General features: G+C 60.3%; 21 protein-coding genes and 1 rRNA gene. 8 read left to right on the top strand and 14 right to left on the bottom strand.

Translation table 11 applies throughout. The annotated features are described in order from the left end of the window. Positions 1-11: 11 nt before the first annotated feature. The 10 genes from npr to ACB033_RS10490 all read right to left on the bottom strand — a co-directional run bounded on the left by npr (position 12) and on the right by ACB033_RS10490 (position 6,826). On the bottom strand, positions 12-284 hold the full coding sequence (gene npr, locus ACB033_RS10535) for a PTS phosphocarrier protein NPr (RefSeq protein WP_005305943.1): 273 nt from the start codon (positions 282-284) through the stop codon (positions 12-14). Between the two features lie 20 nt (positions 285-304). Continuing rightward, on the bottom strand, positions 305-1,171 hold the full coding sequence (rapZ, locus tag ACB033_RS10530) for an RNase adapter RapZ (RefSeq protein ID WP_371140510.1): 867 nt from the start codon (positions 1,169-1,171) through the stop codon (positions 305-307). A 42-nt stretch (positions 1,172-1,213) separates the two neighbouring features. Continuing rightward, positions 1,214-1,660, bottom strand: a complete 447-nt coding sequence (gene ptsN / locus ACB033_RS10525; RefSeq protein ID WP_005305951.1) for a PTS IIA-like nitrogen regulatory protein PtsN — start codon at positions 1,658-1,660, stop codon at positions 1,214-1,216. Positions 1,661-1,662: 2 nt separating this feature from the next. Further along, entirely contained in the window at positions 1,663-1,950 is a 288-nt protein-coding gene (hpf, locus tag ACB033_RS10520) for a ribosome hibernation promoting factor (RefSeq protein WP_005305957.1), read from the bottom strand. 21 nt (positions 1,951-1,971) lie between these two features. Then, complete coding sequence (locus tag ACB033_RS10515; protein WP_010635929.1) at positions 1,972-3,411, bottom strand: RNA polymerase factor sigma-54; 1,440 nt, start codon at positions 3,409-3,411, stop codon at positions 1,972-1,974. 65 nt (positions 3,412-3,476) lie between these two features. After that, positions 3,477-4,202, bottom strand: a complete 726-nt coding sequence (gene lptB / locus ACB033_RS10510; RefSeq protein ID WP_005305964.1) for an LPS export ABC transporter ATP-binding protein — start codon at positions 4,200-4,202, stop codon at positions 3,477-3,479. A gap of 3 nt (positions 4,203-4,205) precedes the next feature. Continuing rightward, a complete protein-coding gene (gene lptA / locus ACB033_RS10505) occupies positions 4,206-4,733 on the bottom strand; it encodes a lipopolysaccharide transport periplasmic protein LptA (protein WP_010635928.1) in 528 nt (175 codons plus the stop codon). Further along, entirely contained in the window at positions 4,720-5,280 is a 561-nt protein-coding gene (lptC, locus tag ACB033_RS10500) for an LPS export ABC transporter periplasmic protein LptC (protein WP_010635927.1), read from the bottom strand. Before lptC ends, lptA begins: the two co-directional genes overlap by 14 nt. Continuing rightward, complete coding sequence (gene kdsC, locus ACB033_RS10495) at positions 5,277-5,831, bottom strand: 3-deoxy-manno-octulosonate-8-phosphatase KdsC (protein ID WP_017766397.1); 555 nt, start codon at positions 5,829-5,831, stop codon at positions 5,277-5,279. Before kdsC ends, lptC begins: the two co-directional genes overlap by 4 nt. Continuing rightward, a complete protein-coding gene (locus ACB033_RS10490; protein ID WP_139430587.1) occupies positions 5,831-6,826 on the bottom strand; it encodes a KpsF/GutQ family sugar-phosphate isomerase in 996 nt (331 codons plus the stop codon). Before ACB033_RS10490 ends, kdsC begins: the two co-directional genes overlap by 1 nt. A gap of 207 nt (positions 6,827-7,033) precedes the next feature. Between ACB033_RS10490 and mlaF the strand changes: the two genes are divergently transcribed. Genes mlaF through murA form a run of 7 tightly spaced genes read left to right on the top strand, consistent with a single transcriptional unit; the run spans position 7,034 to position 11,554 of the window. Beyond that, positions 7,034-7,834: a phospholipid ABC transporter ATP-binding protein MlaF gene (mlaF, locus tag ACB033_RS10485; RefSeq protein ID WP_005305979.1), complete on the top strand. Its 801-nt coding sequence runs from the start codon at positions 7,034-7,036 to the stop codon at positions 7,832-7,834. Next, entirely contained in the window at positions 7,834-8,613 is a 780-nt protein-coding gene (gene mlaE, locus ACB033_RS10480) for a lipid asymmetry maintenance ABC transporter permease subunit MlaE (protein WP_005305981.1), read from the top strand. The genes mlaF and mlaE overlap by 1 nt, the downstream gene beginning before the upstream one ends. A 7-nt stretch (positions 8,614-8,620) precedes the next feature. Next, positions 8,621-9,112, top strand: a complete 492-nt coding sequence (gene mlaD / locus ACB033_RS10475) for an outer membrane lipid asymmetry maintenance protein MlaD (protein ID WP_099359775.1) — start codon at positions 8,621-8,623, stop codon at positions 9,110-9,112. 9 nt (positions 9,113-9,121) lie between these two features. After that, positions 9,122-9,754 carry a phospholipid-binding protein MlaC gene (mlaC, locus tag ACB033_RS10470; RefSeq protein ID WP_005305988.1) on the top strand — a complete coding sequence of 211 codons (633 nt, stop codon included), beginning with the start codon at positions 9,122-9,124 and terminating at the stop codon, positions 9,752-9,754. Then, positions 9,751-10,023 carry a lipid asymmetry maintenance protein MlaB gene (locus tag ACB033_RS10465; protein ID WP_005305991.1) on the top strand — a complete coding sequence of 91 codons (273 nt, stop codon included), beginning with the start codon at positions 9,751-9,753 and terminating at the stop codon, positions 10,021-10,023. The genes mlaC and ACB033_RS10465 overlap by 4 nt, the downstream gene beginning before the upstream one ends. Continuing rightward, the gene (gene ibaG / locus ACB033_RS10460) at positions 10,023-10,280 is read left to right on the top strand and encodes a BolA family iron metabolism protein IbaG (protein WP_005306001.1); all 258 of its coding nucleotides are present in this window, start codon (positions 10,023-10,025) and stop codon (positions 10,278-10,280) included. The genes ACB033_RS10465 and ibaG overlap by 1 nt, the downstream gene beginning before the upstream one ends. A 17-nt stretch (positions 10,281-10,297) precedes the next feature. Then, positions 10,298-11,554: a UDP-N-acetylglucosamine 1-carboxyvinyltransferase gene (gene murA / locus ACB033_RS10455; protein WP_010635923.1), complete on the top strand. Its 1,257-nt coding sequence runs from the start codon at positions 10,298-10,300 to the stop codon at positions 11,552-11,554. An 86-nt stretch (positions 11,555-11,640) separates the two neighbouring features. On the opposite strand, the gene pmbA is transcribed toward murA, so the two are convergent. Further along, positions 11,641-12,984 (bottom strand): metalloprotease PmbA, encoded by a 1,344-nt coding sequence (gene pmbA / locus ACB033_RS10450; protein WP_139725712.1) that lies wholly within the window; start codon positions 12,982-12,984, stop codon positions 11,641-11,643. A 113-nt stretch (positions 12,985-13,097) separates the two neighbouring features. Here pmbA and yjgA point away from each other — a divergent pair, with 113 nt between their 5' ends. Next, positions 13,098-13,622, top strand: coding sequence for a ribosome biogenesis factor YjgA (gene yjgA / locus ACB033_RS10445; RefSeq protein WP_005306010.1), 525 nt, complete (start codon positions 13,098-13,100; stop codon positions 13,620-13,622). Positions 13,623-13,707: 85 nt separating this feature from the next. Here the strand turns inward: yjgA and ACB033_RS10440 are convergent, their stop codons facing one another. The 3 genes from ACB033_RS10440 to rrf form a co-directional block, all read right to left on the bottom strand. Further along, complete coding sequence (locus ACB033_RS10440; RefSeq protein WP_124249689.1) at positions 13,708-16,791, bottom strand: transglycosylase domain-containing protein; 3,084 nt, start codon at positions 16,789-16,791, stop codon at positions 13,708-13,710. Positions 16,792-17,007: 216 nt separating this feature from the next. Next, positions 17,008-17,325 (bottom strand): PTS system regulator TmaR, encoded by a 318-nt coding sequence (tmaR, locus tag ACB033_RS10435; protein WP_139725713.1) that lies wholly within the window; start codon positions 17,323-17,325, stop codon positions 17,008-17,010. A gap of 295 nt (positions 17,326-17,620) precedes the next feature. Beyond that, positions 17,621-17,723, bottom strand: a 5S ribosomal RNA gene (rrf, locus tag ACB033_RS10430); the annotation flags it as partial.

Genomic DNA, 17,723 nt, shown 5'->3' with positions numbered 1-17,723 from the left:
GAAGAGGCCCGCTACTCCTCGTTGAAACCCGAGGTGAACAGCGCCACCACGGCGGCCAGGGCCTCCACTTCCTCGGGCCCCTCCACCTGAACCTCCACCTGCTTGCCCTGGGCGGAGTCCAGCATCAGCAGGCCGATCACGCTGTCCGCGTCGGCCTCGACCCCCTCTTCGTTGCGCAGCAACACGTGGGCATCGAACCCCTGCACCAGCTCGAACAGCATCATGGCCGGTCTGGCATGCATGCCCAGTTTGTTTTTCACTTCCACCGAGGCTGAGACGGTCATCTGATCTTCCTATTGGTCCATCAAAATTGCGGCGCACTCTTGTCAAGGGTGCGGTGGCGGATCTGGACGTTCTTGCCCAGCAGGCGGAAGGCGCCGGCCAGCTGCTCGGCAATGAATACCGATCTGTGCTGACCACCGGTACAGCCAATCCCGACCGTCACATAGCTGCGATTGTTGCGCTCCAGGTGGGGCAACCAGGTCACCAGCATGTTCTCGATCTGCAGGATGAACTGCATCACGTCGGGCTGGCTGGAGAGGTAGCGGGCTACAGGTTCATCCTTGCCGGTAAACGGCTTGAGCTCCGGGATCCAGTGCGGATTGGGCAAGAAGCGGGCGTCGAACACGAAGTCGGCATCCTTGGGGATACCGTACTTGAAGCCAAACGACTCGAACACCAGCACCAGCTCGTTCTCCTTCTTGCCGAGCACCCGGGTCTTGATGAGCTCGCTCAGGTCGTGGATGCTGAGGTTGGTGGTGTCGATGCGCAGATCGGCCGTCGAGGAGAGCGGCGCCAGCAGGTGGGTCTCTTCCCGGATCGCCTCGTCGAGCGACAGCTTGTTGCGCGACAGAGGGTGCAGCCGGCGGCTCTCGCCGTAGCGCTTGAGCAGGGTGGAGTTTTCCGCATCGAAGAAGAAGCTCGTGAACTCCACACGCCCCTCGTTGCGTACCTGGGCCAGCAGGGTTTCCAGCTTGTCGGAACTCGCCGGCAGGTTGCGCACGTCGATGCTGACCGCCAGCTTGTCATACTGGCTCTCGACCGAGACGATCAGCTGAGGCAGCAGGTTGACCGGCAGGTTATCCACGCAGTAATAACCGAGATCCTCCAGCACACGCAGGGCAACTGTCTTGCCCGAGCCGGAGCGCCCACTCACCACTATTAATTGCATCTTCTTCCCTCACCGCTTGGCGTCATTGCAAGGGCCTGCATCTCAGGCCGATGTCATGATCTGATAGAGTTCTTCATCGCTGGTTGCCTGGCGCAACTGGCGGCATACCGCCTTGTCGCCCAGTTTGGATGCCATCAGGGAAAGGGTCTTGAGGTGCTGCTTGCACTCGCTTTCCGGCACCAGCAGGGCAAACAGCAGGTCAACCGGTTGATTGTCGATGGAATCGAAGGGGATAGGCTCTGCAAAGGTCATCAGGATCGCGGTCGGCGGAAACTCGTCGCCGATCCGGCCGTGGGGAATGGCGATACCGGCACCGATCCCGGTACTGCCCATCTTTTCTCGCGCCAGCAGGCACTCGAAGAGCACCTGACGAGAGGTCCCCAGGCGCTCAGCGGCTAACTCGCTGATGATCTCCAGGGCGCGTTTCTTGCTGGTACAAGGGACCGCACTTTTGGTGCAGTCCCGACTCAGTATGTGTTCAAGTTGCATGGTTATTTTTGGTTTAACTTATCTTTGTGCTTGATGATCTGCCGATCCAGCTTGTCCAGCAGGGTATCAATCGCCGCATACATGTCGGCATGCTGCGAGTTGGCGAACACCTCCCCCCCGCTGACATGCAGCTTGGCTTCGGCGATCTGGTTCAGTTTTTCTACGCTCAACACCACATGAACATTGTTGATGTGGTCAAAGTGACGCTCGAGTTTGGCAAATTTGTTGTTCACATAATCACGCAGAGCTTCGGTGATCTCGACATGGTGTCCGGTCAGGTTGATTTGCATAACGTCTTCCTTTTGTTTTGCCTAAACCAGGCGTTTGCGCTGATTGGATGGCGGGATCAACAAGGATTCACGGTACTTTGCGATCGTGCGTCTCGCCACCATAATACCCTGTTCGGCCAGCAAATCCGCGATCTTGCTATCACTTAGCGGCTTGGCGGGATTCTCCGCCGTGACCAGCTTCTTGATGAGCGCGCGAATTGCGGTCGATGAGCACTCTCCTCCTCCCTCGGTGTTCACATGGCTGGAGAAAAAAAACTTCAGTTCAAAGATGCCGCGCGGCGTGTGCATGTACTTCTGGGTGGTCACCCGCGAGATGGTCGACTCGTGCATCTCCACCGCTTCGGCGATGTCGTTGAGCACCATGGGTTTCATAGCCTCTTCACCGTATTCGAAGAAGCCCTGCTGCTGCTCGACGATGCAGCTGGCCACCTTGAGCAGGGTGTCGTTGCGGCTCTCCAGACTCTTGATGAACCACTTGGCTTCCTGCAGGTGGGAGCGGATGAACTGGGTATCCTGACTGGTGCGGGCCTGTCTGGCCATGGCGGCATAGGTCTCGTTGACCCGGATGCGCGGGGCAGAGTCCGGATTGAGCTCGACCACCCACTTGTTGCCCTTCTTGACCACGGAAACATCCGGGATCACGTACTGGGATTCGCTCTGGATGACGCCATTACCGGGCCGCGGCTCCAGCTGCTGAATGAGATCCAGCACCTCCTTGAGGTCGTTCTCCTTCAGCTTGGTCTTGCGGGCCAGGGTGCGGTAATCGCGGTTGCCGAGCAGATCCATGTGCTCGAGGATCACCTCCCTGGCTTCGTTGAGCCAGGGCAAATCAGGGGAGTACTGGCCCAGCTGGATCAGCAGGCACTCCTGCACCGAGCGGGCGGCGATGCCGACCGGATCGAAATGCTGCACCCGCTTGAGCACGGCCTCCACTTCATCGAGCTCCACCTCGACATCCTCGCTGCTCACCGCCGCCTGAATATCCTCAAGCGACACCGTCAGGTAACCAGATTCGTCGATGGCATCTATGATGGCGAGGGCGATGGCGGCATCCACGTCGCTGAACGGGGTCAAGCGCATCTGCCACAACAGGTAGTCCTGCAGGTTCTCAGTGGTCTCACCCTGATAGATGCTGTCTTCCCCGTCATGGATGGGGCCTGCGCTCTGGGCTGTGCCGGCCGAGTAGACCTCTTCCCAGGTGGTATCCACCGGTAGTTCGTCCGGCATCTGGTCCTGGGCCATGGCATCGCTGGAATCGAGCTGGCTGACGTCCACCTGGTCGACCGGGCTGGTCTCCTGAACGTCGTTTTCCTCTTGCTCCAGCAAGGGGTTGTTGTCGAGCGCTTGCTGAATTTCCTGCTGGAGTTCCAGAGTGGAGAGCTGGAGCAGACGAATCGCTTGTTGTAATTGCGGCGTCATGGTCAGGGACTGACCGAGACGCAACTGTAATGTCGGCTTCATCTACGTCGGGATATCCTTATGGTCAGCGAGGCAGTCGTCACAGGAAATGAAGAGATGCCCCCTTACTATAGACTGAATTGATCGCCCAAATAGACGCGCTTGACCTGCTCATCGGCGAGTATTTCCGCCGGTGCCCCTTCGGCAATCATCTTGCCGTGGCTGACGATATAGGCCTTCTCACATACGTCCAGAGTCTCTCTGACGTTGTGGTCGGTGATCAAGACGCCCAGGCCTCTATCTTTGAGGTGCTGGATGATCTTCTTGATGTCTATCACAGAAATGGGGTCTACCCCGGCAAAAGGTTCATCCAGCAGGATAAAACGCGGCTCCGCCGCCAGCGCACGGGCGATCTCGACCCGACGCCGCTCACCGCCCGACAGGCTCTGGCCCAGGCTGTCGCGGATATGGGTGATGTTGAACTCTTCCAGCAGTTGCTGGACCTTGTCCTCCCGCTCCTCGCGGCTCAGTCCCTTGCGGGTCTGCATGACCCCCATCAGGTTGTCGAACACCGACAGACGCCGGAAGATGGAGGCCTCCTGCGGCAGATAGCCGATGCCGTTGCGGGCGCGGATATGCATGGGTTGCAGGCTGATGTCCTGATCATCGATGGTGATGAGACCGGCATCGCTCTGCACCAGCCCCACGATCATGTAGAAGGAGGTGGTCTTGCCGGCACCGTTCGGGCCGAGCAGGCCGACAATCTGACCGGTGCCCACTTCCAGACTCACATCGCTGACCACCATGCGGCGCTTGTAGCTCTTCTGCAGGCCGGCTGCTTTCAACACTGCCATGGCTTATTTTCCCTGCTTCTTCTGATCGGCCGGCTTGTCGAAACTCTCGACCTGATCCGGCAGGAACACCGTCTTGACCCTCTGGTTCGGGGTCTTGCTCTCGGCAACCATCTTCTGTTTGACGATGTCGTAGCGAATGAGATCGCCATTGACCTGGCTGTCTTCCTGCTTGAGCTGGCCATCGCCGGTAATGGTCACCAGCCGGTTCTTCAGCTCATAGCGAATGCTGTTGCCGTGGGCATTGACCGGCTTGCCGTTGTCCAGGATCTGGAAGAAGGTGGCAGGCTTGCCATAGGCCGTCATCACCTCGGCACCCTTCTCGCCGGAGCGGATCACCACCACCTTGTCGGCCTTGATCTTGATGGAGCCCTGAGTGATGGTCACATCCTGCTCGAAGGTGATGCGGTTGTCCTGCAGCTCGGCCACCTGCTTGACCGCGTCCACATAGACCTTCTCGGCAAAGTCGGACTCTTTGGCGCTCACGGTGCCGCACAGCAGCAGGGCCGCGAGGGCCAGATTAGCGTTTTTCATTGAAATAGATGGCATGGCCCTGATCCAGTAATTCGAAATATTTGCGTTCCAGATGACCCTTCAGGCCAACGCCCTCGGTCTGGAAGTCCTTACCCACTATGCTGACCTGCTGATTGCTTCTCACGTTCTGGGTCACCAGATCCAGCTCCAGATAGGGGGTATCCAGCGTGGAGATGAAGGAGGTGGGCAGCAGACCGTCCAGATGTACCTTGTCCCGCAGGATCACGTTGTCATCGGTGTTGAGCACCCCGGTCTCGGCGTTGACCTTCCACTCGGCTTCGCCCTGCTTGTCGAACATGTAGACCACCGGCTTGTCGAAGGTGGCCTGTTCCAGGATCTGGTAATACTCCGCGTAGCGGGACTCGAGCCGTTCGGTACGCAGTCCCTCGGCATTGAAGCGGGTCGTCACCAGATTCTTGGCGGTGAAGTCCGGCTGATAATTTTCCACCTTGGTGGTCGGCTCCGGTGCCAGCTCGATATCGCCGAGCTGCCAGGCCGCCAGCGCCACTAGAAACAGCAGGGCAAACAACAGGGTCTGTCTGCTCATACCGAGGCCTCAGGCTGATAATCACCCAGCCCCTGAGCCTGCAGGATGAGATCGCACACCTCGCGCACCGCCCCCACCCCACCGGCCAGCCGGGTCACCATGTCGGCCCGCGCCAGCACCAGCGGATGGGCGTCGGCCACGGCAATGCCGAGGCCACAGGCCTGCATCACCGGCAGATCGATGGTGTCATCTCCCATATAGGCTGCTTGCGATGCATCCAGCCCCAGCTTGGCCAGCAGCGCCTCGAAGTGGGGCAGCTTCTGATCCGCCCCCTGCACCAGGTGCTGCACCCCCAGGCTCTTCATCCGATCGCTGACGATGCGGGAGTTGCGGCCAGTAATGATGGCAATCTCGATGCCGGCATTGAGCAGCGCCCGCATGCCGGCGCCGTCGCGAGTGCAGAAGGTTTTCAGCTCTTCGCCGTCATTTCCCATGTAGATGAGGCCGTTGGAGAGCACCCCGTCCACATCGCACACCAGCAGGCGGATTTGCGCCGCCTGATCAAACTGGCTGCGCGTCACCGGACCATAGAGGGTCGGTACGTTTTGCATCAAATTACTCCGGCGTTCAGCAGGTCGTGCATGTTGAAGGCCCCCAGCGGGCGCTTGTCGCCATCCACGACCAGTAATCCGTTGATCTTTCTGGTTTCCATCAGCTTGACGGCCTCGGCCGCCATCATCTCTGGTCCCACGGTAACACAGTTCACCGTCATGACGCGGCTGATCGGGGTGTGATGGATATCCACCTGCAGATCCAGAATGCGGCGCAGGTCACCATCGGTAAACAGGCCGGCCAGCACGCCGTTGCCATCAACCACCGCCGTCATGCCGAGCCCCTTGCGACTCACTTCCAGCAGTGCCTGGCTGATGGTGGCATCTATCCCCACCTGGGGCAACAGCTCGCCGCTGTGCATCAGATCGCCGACTCGCAGCAGCAAGCGCTTGCCGAGCGACCCGCCTGGGTGAGAGAGCGCGAAATCGTCGGCGGTAAAACCGCGGGCTTCCAGCAGGGCCACCGCCAGCGCATCGCCCATCACCAGGGTCGCTGTAGTACTGGAGGTCGGCGCCAGCCCCAGCGGGCAGGCTTCCTTCTCCACCTTGATGCACAGGTGCACGTTGGCTTCTTTTGCCATGGTGGAGGCCGGGTTGCCGGTCATGCAGATGAGCGGAATGCCGCGGCGCTTGAGTACCGGCAGCAGGGCCAGGATCTCGTCGCTCTCACCGGAGTTGGAGATGGCGATGATGAGATCGCCGCCGGAGATCATCCCCAGATCGCCGTGGCTGGCTTCACCCGGGTGCAAGAAGAAAGCGGGAGTACCGGTGCTGGCCAGGGTCGCCGCTATCTTGCTTCCGACATGACCTGACTTGCCCATGCCGGTGACCACTATCTTGCCACTGCAACGCAGTATCATCTCACACGCCTGATCGAAGGCATCGTTCAGGTACTGGTAGAGTCCATCAATCGCTTGTTTCTCGATGTCCAGCACGGTACGGGCGCTGCGACGAAAATCGAACAGTTCAGACACTTTTTCAGACTTTACAGACATAAAGACACAGCTCCGGGCTGAAATTTGCTGCGGGATTATAAAAAAGTCTGTCGAGATAAGCGAATCGGATACTTCTTGGGCGTAAAAGAGAGACAATTGGTTACAAAAAACTGTCGCGCGTCTGGATGGGCAGACTGTTCAATAGTTGTTCCTTGCTGTTGCTTAGACCTAGACTAGCCCATAAAATTCGCTCTTCATTTACACCGGATGGACAATTGTTTGAACGATGACCTGATCACCATCTCCGACCTGACCTTCAGTCACGGAGATCGGCTGTTATACGACGGGATAAACCTGACCATTCCCCGTGGCAAGGTCACTGCGGTCATGGGCCCCAGCGGCATCGGCAAGACCACCTTGCTGCGGTTGATCGGCGGCCAGCTCAAGCCCGAGTCCGGTCATATCCTGTTTGACGGGGAAGATATCCCCACCCTCTCCCGCTCGCGCCTGTACGAAGTGCGCAAGCGGATGAGCATGCTGTTTCAGAGCGGCGCCCTGTTTACCGGCATGACGGTTTACGACAACGTGGCCTTCCCGCTGCGCGAGCACTCCGGCCTGCCCGAAGAGCTGATCCACACCATCGTCATGATGAAGCTACAGGCGGTGGGCCTGCGCGGCGCAGCAAAGCTGATGCCCTCCGAGCTCTCCGGCGGCATGGCCAGACGCGCGGCGCTGGCCCGTTCCATCGCGCTGGATCCGGACCTCATCATGTATGACGAGCCGTTCGTCGGCCAGGATCCCATCACCATGGCGGTGCTGGTGAAGCTCATCAAGGATATGAACGATGCCCTCGGCATCACCTCCGTCATCGTCACCCACGACGTGAAGGAGGTGCTGAGCATCGCCGACTACGCCTATATCATCGCTAACCGCAAGGTGGTGGCGCACGGCACGCCGGCCCAGCTGCGCGAGGAGCACAATCCCGAGGTCGAGCAGTTCCTGAAGGGACTGCCCGACGGTCCTGTTCCGTTTCATTTTCCGGCAGGCGAGCTGCTACAGGATCTCTGATGTTGACAAGCCAGGTAAGCAAACTGGGGCGAAGCGGGGTGCGGTTCATCAGCGCCATCGGCCGCGCCACCATCATGTTGTTTCACGCGCTGGCGGGCAAACCCGCGCCGCGCAAGCACTTTCCGCTGCTGGTACAGCAGCTCTATGTGGTCGGGGTGCAGTCGGTCGCCATCATTCTGGTGTCGGGCCTGTTCATCGGCATGGTGCTCTCGCTGCAGGGCTACAACGTCCTGAAGGACTTCGGCGCCGAGCAGAGCCTGGGCCCGCTGGTCTCCCTCTCCCTGCTGCGGGAGCTGGGCCCGGTAGTGACCGCCCTGCTGTTTGCCGGTCGTGCGGGCTCCGCCCTCACCGCCGAAATCGGCCTGATGAAGGCCACCGAGCAGCTTTCGAGCCTCGAGATGATGGCGGTGGATCCGCTGCGTCGGGTGGTGGCGCCGCGCTTCTGGGCCGGGGTCATCAGCATGCCGCTGCTGGCCTTCATGTTCAGCCTGATCGGCATCTTCGGCGGCAAGCTGGTCGGGGTGGACTGGCTGGGGGTCGATGAGGGGGGCTTCTGGTCCGCCATGCAGGCCTCCGTCGACTGGCAGGATGACATCATGCAGGGCGCCATCAAGAGCCTGATCTTCGCCCTGGTGGTCACCTGGATTGCGCTCTTTAACGGTTATGATGCCAAGCCGACCTCGGCCGGGATCAGTCAGGCCACGACCCGCACAGTGGTCCACTCCTCCCTGGCCGTGCTCGGCCTGGATTTTATACTCACCGCAGTCATGTTTGGATAAGGTAAAGATGAAGTTCAGCAAAGTAGAATTCCTGGTTGGCACCTTCATGCTGGCCGGCATCGGTGCCATTCTGGCATTGGCACTGCAAGTGGCCGGTTTGAGTTTCAAACCGGAAGGAGAAACCTATACCCTGCACGCCCATTTCGATAATATCGGCGGCCTGAAAGTACGCTCTCCGGTCAAGGTGGGCGGCGTGGTGGTCGGTCGGGTCAGCGACATCAGCCTGGACGCCAAGAGCCAGGTTCCGGTCGTCTCCCTGCAGATGCAGAAGAGCGCCGGCGAGTTCTCCGAGACCAGCACCCTCTCCATCCTGACCTCAGGCCTGCTGGGTGAGCAGTACATCGGCCTGGTACCCGGTTTTACCGATGAGGAGATGGGCACCAGCATGCTCAAGGATGGCGACATGATTGAAGACACCAAATCCGCCATTGTGCTGGAAGACCTGATTGGCAAGTTCCTCTACAGCCAGTCTTCCGACACCAAGTCAGACAGCAAGTAAGGAGTAACCATGTTCAAGAAGATCGCCCTGTTGCTGGGCCTGATGACCAGCATGCTGTTTTCCCTGACCGCGCAAGCTACCGACGCCACCGACCCCTACGCCCTGGTGGATCAGGCAGCCAAGCAGACCTTCGCCCGCCTGAAATCCGATCAGGCTCAGGTAAAGAGCAACCCGGATCACCTGCGGGTGATCATCCGCGAAGAGCTGCTGCCCTACGTGGACAACCGCTTCGCCGCCTACAAGGTGCTCGGCAACCAGATCAAGCAGACCACCCCGGCCCAGCGTGACGCCTTCGTCGAGGTGTTCACCGAGTACATGGTGAGCTCCTACGCCGACGCCCTGGCCCATTTCGACAAGCAGACCGTCAAGGTCGAGCCGGGCAAGGCCGCCGGTGACAGCAACATCACCGCCGTCAACGTCAGCGTGAAAGAGGCCGGCAAGCCGGATATCTTCCTCGAGTTCAAGCTGCGCAAGAACAACAAGACCGGCGAATGGAAAGCCTTCGACATGGTCGCCGAGGGGATCAGCCTGCTCTCTGCCAAACAGAACGAGCTGGGTGGCCTCATTCGCCAGAACGGCATCGATGCGGTGATCGCCCAGCTGCGCGCCCACAATGCCAAGCCGCTGGTGCTCAAGTCATGAGACTGAGCGGCGAGCTGCAGGCGGCTCAGGTGATTGAGCTGTGGCAACGGCGGGCTGACTGGTGGCAGGAAGATCTGCTCGAGCTCGGCGACGTGACCACGCTGGATTCCGCCGGGCTGGCCCTGCTGGTCAAATGGGCCAAAGCCGCTCTGGCACGAGGCGCCACACCGCAACTGGTGGGTGCCTCCGCTGATTTCTATACCCTGGCCAACCTCTACGGAGTGGCCGGATTGTTTCAATCAACCCCGCTCACAACTGAGGACGCATAATGCAAGTCTCTGAAATTGAAGCGATACTCCTCGAGGCTCTGCCATTGTCCGAAGTCCATGTCAAAGGGGATGGCAGTCACTACCAAGTGATCGCCGTCGGTGACATGTTTGACGGCATGAGCCGGGTCAAGAAGCAGCAGGCCATCTATGCCCCGCTGATGGACAAGATCGCCAGCAACGCCATTCACGCACTCTCCATCAAGGCCTTTACCGATGCCGAGTGGAAACGCGAACGTAAATTTCTACTGCCCTCCTGATTTGGTATCAAACGTAAATGGACAAATTCAAGATCGATGGTCGTTGTACTCTCAACGGCGAAGTGACCATCTCTGGCGCCAAGAACGCCGCTCTGCCGATCCTGTTCGCCACCCTGCTGTGTGACGAGGAGATCCACCTCTCCAACGTGCCGCGTCTGAAAGACGTGGGGACCACCATCAAGCTGCTGGAGATGCTGGGCGCCACCACCAAGGTGAACGGCAACGTGACCGTGCTGACCGGCGCCGTGAACAACCACGTCGCCCCCTACGAGCTGGTGAAGACCATGCGCGCCTCCATCCTGGCGCTGGGCCCGCTGGCCGCCCGTTTTGGCGCGGCTGACGTCTCCCTGCCCGGCGGCTGCGCCATCGGTGCCCGTCCGGTCAACCTGCACGTGCACGGTCTGGAGCTGATGGGCGCCAAGATCGTCATCGAGGAGGGTTACATCAAGGCCCGCGTCGACGGTCGCCTGAAGGGTGCCCACATCCTGATGGACATGGTCTCCGTCACCGGTACCGAAAACCTGATGATGGCCGCCACCCTGGCTGACGGCCGTACCGTGATCGAAAACGCCGCGCGCGAGCCGGAAGTGGTCGATCTGGCCAACTTCCTCAACGCGCTGGGCGCCAAGATCCAGGGCGCTGGCACCGACACCCTGATCATCGACGGTGTCGAGCGTCTGCACGGTGGCAGTTACAGCGTCCAGCCTGACCGTATCGAAACCGGTACCTTCCTGGTGGGCGCCGCGGTCACCGGCGGTAAGATCACCTGCCGCAAGACCGACCCGACCCTGCTGGAAGCGGTTCTGGTCAAGCTGGAAGAAGCTGGCGCCCTGATTGAGAAGGGTGAAGACTGGATCACCCTCGACATGACCGGTCGCACCCTCAAGCCGGTCACCATCAAGACCGCTCCCTACCCGGCCTTCCCGACCGACATGCAGGCCCAGTTCACCGTGCTGAACGCGGTGGCCAAGGGCACCGGCATGGTCACCGAGACCATCTTCGAGAACCGCTTCATGCACGTGCCCGAGCTGGTACGGATGGGCGCCGACATCGAACTGCAGGGCAACGTGGCCATCTGCCGCGACACCGAGCAGCTCAAGGGTGCCCAGGTGATGGCAACCGACCTGCGCGCCTCCGCCAGTCTGGTGCTGGCCGGCTTCGTGGCCGAAGGCTCTACCATAGTCGATCGCATCTACCACATCGACCGTGGCTACGAAGACATCGAGCAGAAGCTGCAAGGCCTCGGCGGCCGCATCGAGCGCATCAAGGGCTGATTGCTGCCCCTGAGCAAAGCCGATACAAAAAGGCCCCTCGCACAGCGAGGGGCCTTTTTCATGGCTGCAATCCGCTGATGCCGGGATCAGTGGCCGGCCAGCTTCATGTTCTCGACCAGCACAGAGCCTGTCTTGAGGCTGGAGCGCTCATCTTCGTCGCTGCCCACCGCCACGATATGGCTGAACATCTCGGCCAGATTGCCGGCGATGGTGATCTCCTCGACCGGATAGGCTATCTCGCCGTTCTCCACCCAGAAACCGGCGGCGCCGCGGGAGTAGTCGCCATTGACGATGTTGACCCCCTGCCCCATCAGCTCGGTCACCAGCAGGCCGGTGCCCATCTCCTTGAGCATGCCATTGAAATCCTGACCGGTGCTGGAGACCTGCCAGTTGTGGATGCCGCCGGCGTGGCCTGTGCTGGTCAGCCCCAGCTTGCGGGCGGAGTAGGAGGTAAGCAGCCAGCTCATCAGCTCGCCATTGCGCACTATGTCCATGTCGCGGGTAAGCACCCCTTCCCCATCGAACGGGGTACTGGCGAGCCCCCCCAGCAGGTGGGGGAACTCCTGGATGGTGAGCCATTCGGGCAGGATCTGCTTGCCCAGCTTCTCCAGCAGGAAGCTCGACTTGCGGTAGAGGTTGCCGCCGCTGATGGCCATCACCAGATGGCCCCAGAGCCCGGCCGCGGTATCGGGATGGAACAGGACGGGTGCATGGCGGGTGGCGATCTTGCGGGCACCGAGGCGGGAGACGGTGCGCTCCACCGCCTCATCGGCAATGCGCTGCGGGCTCCAGAGCCCCTCCAGGGTACGGCTGGAGGAGTAGCCGTAATCGCGCTGCATGTCGCCATCCTGCTCGCCGATCAGCACGCAGCTCAGGGAGTTGCGCGAGGCGGCATAGCCTTTGACGAAGCCGTGACTGTTGCCATAGACCTTGATGCCGAGGTGGCTGGAGAAACCGGCACCGTCGGAGTGCTTGATGCGGGCATCGCGCCCCAACGCCAACCGTTCGCACTCGGTGGCCAGCTCGATGCCATATTGGGGATCCAGCGCGACCGGGTGGCACAGCTGCAGATCCGGGGCGTTCCAGGCCAGCAGATCTGCATCTGCCAGACCGGCGCACTCGTCAGGGGAGGTATGGCGGGCAATCTCCATGGCCGCTTCCACGGCGGCACGAATGGCCGACGGGCTCAGATCCGTGGTGGACGAGGAGCCCTTACAGCCATCGCGATAGACGGCGATGCCGAGCGCGCCATCCTTGTTGAATTCGATGCTTTCCAGTTCACAACCGCGGGTGTTGACCGACAGCCCGGTCTGTTTGCTGATGGAGACTTCGGCCAGCGAGGCGCCCAGCCCCTTGGCGATATCCAGGGCCTCGGCAACCACGGCCTCGAGATGGGCTTGATCCTGGCGGATTTGGTCTTGCTGATCCATAACTCACATCTGTATGAAGGAAGGAAAGAGGCTAAGCATATCAGACCCCTGCGCCCAGCGGGAGAAGCTGGTAACATATCCGCCAAACGTGAATGACAGGAATCAAGAGACCGATGAGTCAATATCAAGACGACAACGAGTGGGAAGACTGGGGCCCCAGCAAGAGCCAGCTCAAGCGTGATGCCGAGGCGCTGCAGAAGATGGGGGAAGAGATCGTATCCCTCAGCCACAGCGAACTGGAGAAGATCCCGCTAGATGAAGAGCTGGCCGAAGCGGTCGAACTGGGCCGCAAGCTCAAGCCGAAGAAGGACGAGTCTTTCCGCCGCCACCTGCAGTTCATCGGCCGGTTGATGCGCAGCCGCGATGTGGAGCCCATCGTCGAGGCGCTCTCCATCATCAAGAATCGCCACTCCACCGTCAACGCCCGCCTGCACCGGCTGGAACAGTGGCGCGAGCGGCTGATCAGCGAAGGCGACAGCGCCCTCAACGAGCTGATGTCCCAGTTCCACGAGCTGGACCGCCAGAAGCTGCGCCAGCTGATCCGCACCGCCAACAAGGAGCGGGAGCTGAACAAGCCGCCGGTAGCCTATCGCGAGATGTACCAGTATCTGCGCGGCGAGATCGAAGATCTGCTGTAAGTGATGACTCACGTTCGCCGACAGGCGGCGGTCAACACAAAATGAAACGGGGCCTATACGGCCCCGTTTTTCATGGCGTGAAGGGTCAGTTACCCGCTACGCACTGGGTGTGGGTTTCCGGTTGCAGATAGGGCATCAGCAGCGGCGCCATCCCTTTGAGCACCTGCACCGGCAGGGCCGAGGTGAAGCGGAACTTGTCGGACTGGCTGCCAGGCACATAGGCCGTCAAGGTGCCGAAGTGATCATCCCCGATGTAGAAGACGAAGGTTGCGGTCCGGTTGCGGGCCAGCGAGCTGGTCACGTTGCCGTAGCGGCCCACCGTCTCGATCCGGTTGTCACCGGTCCCCGTCTTGCCCCCCATCTGCAGCACTGTACCGTCCGGCAGGGCAAAGGCGCCGGCGATGCGCCTGGCGGTGCCCCCTTCCACCACCTTCGACAACGCGTTGCGCAACGCAGTGGCTACCTCTACCGGCAATACCCGGGTCCCCTCGGTCTGCGCCGGCGTGAACTCTGTCTCGAACGGCGTGCCCTTGGCAAACGAGAGGTGCTCGATGCGCAGGGTCGGCGCGCGGATGCCACCATTTTGGATGATCCCCATCAGCTCGGCCAACGCAGCAGGGCGGTCGCCCGAGCTGCCCAGCGCGGTAGCCAGCGACGGCACCAGGTGATCGAACGGATAACCCAGTCTGGCCCAGCGCTGATGGATATCGAGGAAGGCCTCGACCTCCAGCATGGTGCGGATCCGGCTGTCCCGGGCGCTGCGGTGACGGGTCTTGAACAGCCAGCTGTAAACCTCCTGCCGCTCGTCCCGGCTCGCCTCGACGGCATCGGCGAAGGTCGCCTTGTCAAACTCCTTGAGATAGGAGAGCAACCACAGCTCCAGCGGGTGTACCCGGGCGATATAGCCCTGATCCGGCAGCGAATACTTGCCGGGGCCATAGCTGGTGTAGAGCTGTTCGATGCGCCTCTCGCTCAGCTTCTCCCGAGGCAGACGCTTGGCCAGGAAGGCCGCGAAGGTCTCCTGCGAGGCATCCGGCATCAGGTAGCGGTGCACGGCTGCAAGGCGCACGGCGCTGGGCTTGAGGCCATCCAGGAAGGTGTCGAGCTGCTCCTCCGGAGTCTTGCCACGGTATTTGCGCCAGAAGCGCAGCAGATAGGTCTGCCCCTCCTTGTCTGCAAACTTGGCCAGATATTCGGTGCGGCGCGGATCCTTGTCATCCTTGAGCAACTGGGCGCGGTTGCCCTCCCGATAGAGGCTGTAGCGAACGATGTCGCGCATCAAGCGTACGAACGGCAGGTTGATGGACTCGCGCAGGGCGTCGCGAATGGCCGGAATACGGCCGTTGTCTTCGCGCCGGAAGTTGTTGAAGGTGTGCATGCCGCCACCGGTGAAGAACCCTTCGTTCGGGCTGGCGGAATACTTACGATCCAGCGCAGCCTCCAGCATCAGGGGCAGGCTCTTGTCCTTGGCAGTCATCAGGTAAGAGACGGCCCAGCGGCTGATGTTGTCCTGATCCGACACCTCTATCTTGCGCAGGCTCTCGGCCGACATGCCGGCATAACTGTCGTGCAGCTCGGAGACGATCTCCAGATAAGTGGTCAGCACCCGCAGCTTGGCGGTAGAGCCCAGCTCCAGCTTGCTGCCCTCGTTGATGTCAAACGGCTGATCCGTGTTGTCGGTCTGCACCCGCACCTTGAAGCCCTGCGGCGATTTCTCGAACAGGGTGAAGCTGTACTTCACATCCCCCGTCTTCTCCGGCGAGAGCAGGCGCTCACCAAACAGGCCGACCTGAGCGGCAAACGTCGGATCAGCCAACTGTTGCAGGTAATGGGAAACCTCGTTTTGCAGCGGCATGTTGAGGCTGGTGTCGGCCGTCAGATCGAGCCGGTCCAGATCGTAGAGCTGCACCCCGAGCTGACGGCTGAGACGGGTACGGGCAACCTGCAACCCCTTGTTGTTGTTGACCTTGGTCACCGCCGGAGACTGCAGGAAGTCACGGAAGGCGATCTTGGCCTTCAGCGCAGCCTCCATCAGCGGCGGCGTGATCATCCCTTCCTGCACGAACAGGCGCAGATAGCTGTCGGTCAGAGTGGCCAGAGCCTCTCGTCCCTGAGCCAGGTAATAGGAGGGGCGGCGATGGGCAATCATCAACGAGACTACCTGACGCAGCGCCAGCCCCTGCTCCGCCAGCGAGGCATCCTGGTTGCGAGCGGGATCCAGCAGCCGGTTCACCTCGTCAACATTGGCACCGAACCAGACCCAGAGGCCATCACCCAGACCGTGCACCTCGCCATAACCGGGGGCCGCCGAGAGTGGCACCGAGTTGAGATAAGCCCAGGCAACCAGCTTGCGCGCCTCCAGGGTCTCCGGCCCAAGCCGGTAAGCCCGCACGCTGGCGGACGCCATTTGGCGGATCTTCTCGGTGGGGGAGAGCGTCAGGCCATCCGGCGAGTGGCGGTACTTCTCGACCTGGGTCGCCAGGGTACTGCCGCCGGCCGACTGATCCTGCATATCCAGCGCCTTGCCCACCTGGGACATGGCCGCCTTGGCAAAACGGGGCCAGTCCACGGCCGGGTTGGCCAGCGGATGCTCATTGCTGAGCAGATCGCGGTTCTCGATGAACAGCAGCGACTGGATCACCAGCGGCGGGATGGAGGCAAAGTCCGGATAATAGTGGGTCGGATACTTGAACTGATAGAAGGGCTCTGCCCGGCAATCATGCAGGGTCAGACCGGCCTGGACCTTCTCGGTATAGGGGACGAAGAAGCCGCGGCTGGCGTAGTCATACAAGGCATCGGAGAAATGCACCTGCTCGCTGACCTGGTAGCCGCGCTGCAGCAGACGTTCCTGCATCATGGGCAGCAGCACATAACCCAGCCGCTTGTCGAAGGGGCCATCCTCGGGGAAGGCAATCTGCTTGCTAAGACCGGGCTCGACCTGATAGGTCAGCTTGGCGGCATAGCGGGAGATCTCCTGCGACTGCAGGCGCGATGTCTGCATCTCATAGCCCACCAGAGCAATCACGGCGGCCAGGCACAGCAAAAAGAGAAAGCAGAACAACCAGCGCCACCAGGGACGACGCTTGCGCTTGTACTTCCCGTCCGCGCTTGGGACAGATGAATCCTGATATGCCACTTTGTTCAAATCCGTCTGTTCTGATGCGCCCATATCAGCCCCACCATGGTTGCGCAATTTATTGTGTTTCACTCAAGCTTAGTCGTTTCAAGTCAATGGCTTGAAATCTATTGACCGCTTTGTAGTGATGGTAACAGGGCGATCATGAAAAGGGGAGCCGATTGTTGCAGAGCGGCGAGAGATCCGAGCTGATGGCAGAAAGCAAAACACCGGCCATGGGCCGGTGTTTTGGGAGAATAATGAGCGAGCTTACTTGCTGGAGCTCATCGCCTTGAGCTTGGTGCCCAGGTCTTTACGCTCCTTGGAGAGCTCGGCGTTTTTGATGATGTGATCATCCACCCGCTCTTCATAGTCAGCGCGCATGTTGGCGATGATGGCCTGAACCTCATCGATGTTCATGCCAGGCTTGATGTAATCGCTCAGGTTGTCGAGCAGCAGCACCCGCTTCTGGTTGTCACGGATCTTCTTCTCATTGTCTGCAATTTCACGCTTGAGCTTGTTCTGACGACGGGACATACGCACATATTCCAGTACATCGCTGAAGGTGGACTTGTTTACTTGTTCCATATCGATACCACTGACGTAAGGTTGATAAAAGCAGGCCAAGTTGCATCCGTACCAGAGAAACGAGCATGAGAGAGTACGGGCCAACCCAAGATGCCCTTTACTCTACCGAGTTATGAAGCAGATACAACCCTAATTGCAGCTCTGACGCCGGGTTTCGGCAGAGGAGAGCCGAGTGGGGAATAAGGTGTGAGGCAGGCATTGCTCATGCATCGAAGAACCGCGGTCAAATACGAATCAAGCTAAATTTCAGGCAATAAAAAAGCCCGCTCAGATGAGCGGGCTTCTTCAATTGGGTGCCTGGCAGTGTCCTACTCTCGCATGGCGAATGCCACACTACCATCGGCGCTACAGCGTTTCACTTCTGAGTTCGGCATGGGGTCAGGTGGTTCCACTGCGCT

Origin of the sequence: Aeromonas sp. S15(2024), from assembly GCF_041402265.1 — a bacterium.
Classification (GTDB): Bacteria; Pseudomonadota; Gammaproteobacteria; order Enterobacterales; family Aeromonadaceae; genus Aeromonas; species Aeromonas dhakensis.
This window is presented reverse-complemented; position numbering and strand designations above follow the sequence as displayed.

Coding starts and splice junctions, on each gene's coding strand:
- mlaD (WP_099359775.1), top strand. CDS start 8,621: ATGAAGTTCAGCAAAGTAGAATTCCTGGTTGGCACCTTCATGCTGGCC.
- mlaE (WP_005305981.1), top strand. CDS start 7,834: ATGTTGACAAGCCAGGTAAGCAAACTGGGGCGAAGCGGGGTGCGGTTC.
- mlaF (WP_005305979.1), top strand. CDS start 7,034: ATGGACAATTGTTTGAACGATGACCTGATCACCATCTCCGACCTGACC.
- rapZ (WP_371140510.1), bottom strand. CDS start 1,171: ATGCAATTAATAGTGGTGAGTGGGCGCTCCGGCTCGGGCAAGACAGTT.
- ACB033_RS10440 (WP_124249689.1), bottom strand. CDS start 16,791: ATGGGCGCATCAGAACAGACGGATTTGAACAAAGTGGCATATCAGGAT.
- lptA (WP_010635928.1), bottom strand. CDS start 4,733: ATGAAAAACGCTAATCTGGCCCTCGCGGCCCTGCTGCTGTGCGGCACC.
- ptsN (WP_005305951.1), bottom strand. CDS start 1,660: ATGCAACTTGAACACATACTGAGTCGGGACTGCACCAAAAGTGCGGTC.
- pmbA (WP_139725712.1), bottom strand. CDS start 12,984: ATGGATCAGCAAGACCAAATCCGCCAGGATCAAGCCCATCTCGAGGCC.
- tmaR (WP_139725713.1), bottom strand. CDS start 17,325: ATGGAACAAGTAAACAAGTCCACCTTCAGCGATGTACTGGAATATGTG.
- ACB033_RS10490 (WP_139430587.1), bottom strand. CDS start 6,826: ATGTCTGTAAAGTCTGAAAAAGTGTCTGAACTGTTCGATTTTCGTCGC.
- ACB033_RS10465 (WP_005305991.1), top strand. CDS start 9,751: ATGAGACTGAGCGGCGAGCTGCAGGCGGCTCAGGTGATTGAGCTGTGG.
- mlaC (WP_005305988.1), top strand. CDS start 9,122: ATGTTCAAGAAGATCGCCCTGTTGCTGGGCCTGATGACCAGCATGCTG.
- ibaG (WP_005306001.1), top strand. CDS start 10,023: ATGCAAGTCTCTGAAATTGAAGCGATACTCCTCGAGGCTCTGCCATTG.
- murA (WP_010635923.1), top strand. CDS start 10,298: ATGGACAAATTCAAGATCGATGGTCGTTGTACTCTCAACGGCGAAGTG.
- lptB (WP_005305964.1), bottom strand. CDS start 4,202: ATGGCAGTGTTGAAAGCAGCCGGCCTGCAGAAGAGCTACAAGCGCCGC.
- kdsC (WP_017766397.1), bottom strand. CDS start 5,831: ATGCAAAACGTACCGACCCTCTATGGTCCGGTGACGCGCAGCCAGTTT.
- yjgA (WP_005306010.1), top strand. CDS start 13,098: ATGAGTCAATATCAAGACGACAACGAGTGGGAAGACTGGGGCCCCAGC.
- npr (WP_005305943.1), bottom strand. CDS start 284: ATGACCGTCTCAGCCTCGGTGGAAGTGAAAAACAAACTGGGCATGCAT.
- lptC (WP_010635927.1), bottom strand. CDS start 5,280: ATGAGCAGACAGACCCTGTTGTTTGCCCTGCTGTTTCTAGTGGCGCTG.
- hpf (WP_005305957.1), bottom strand. CDS start 1,950: ATGCAAATCAACCTGACCGGACACCATGTCGAGATCACCGAAGCTCTG.
- ACB033_RS10515 (WP_010635929.1), bottom strand. CDS start 3,411: ATGAAGCCGACATTACAGTTGCGTCTCGGTCAGTCCCTGACCATGACG.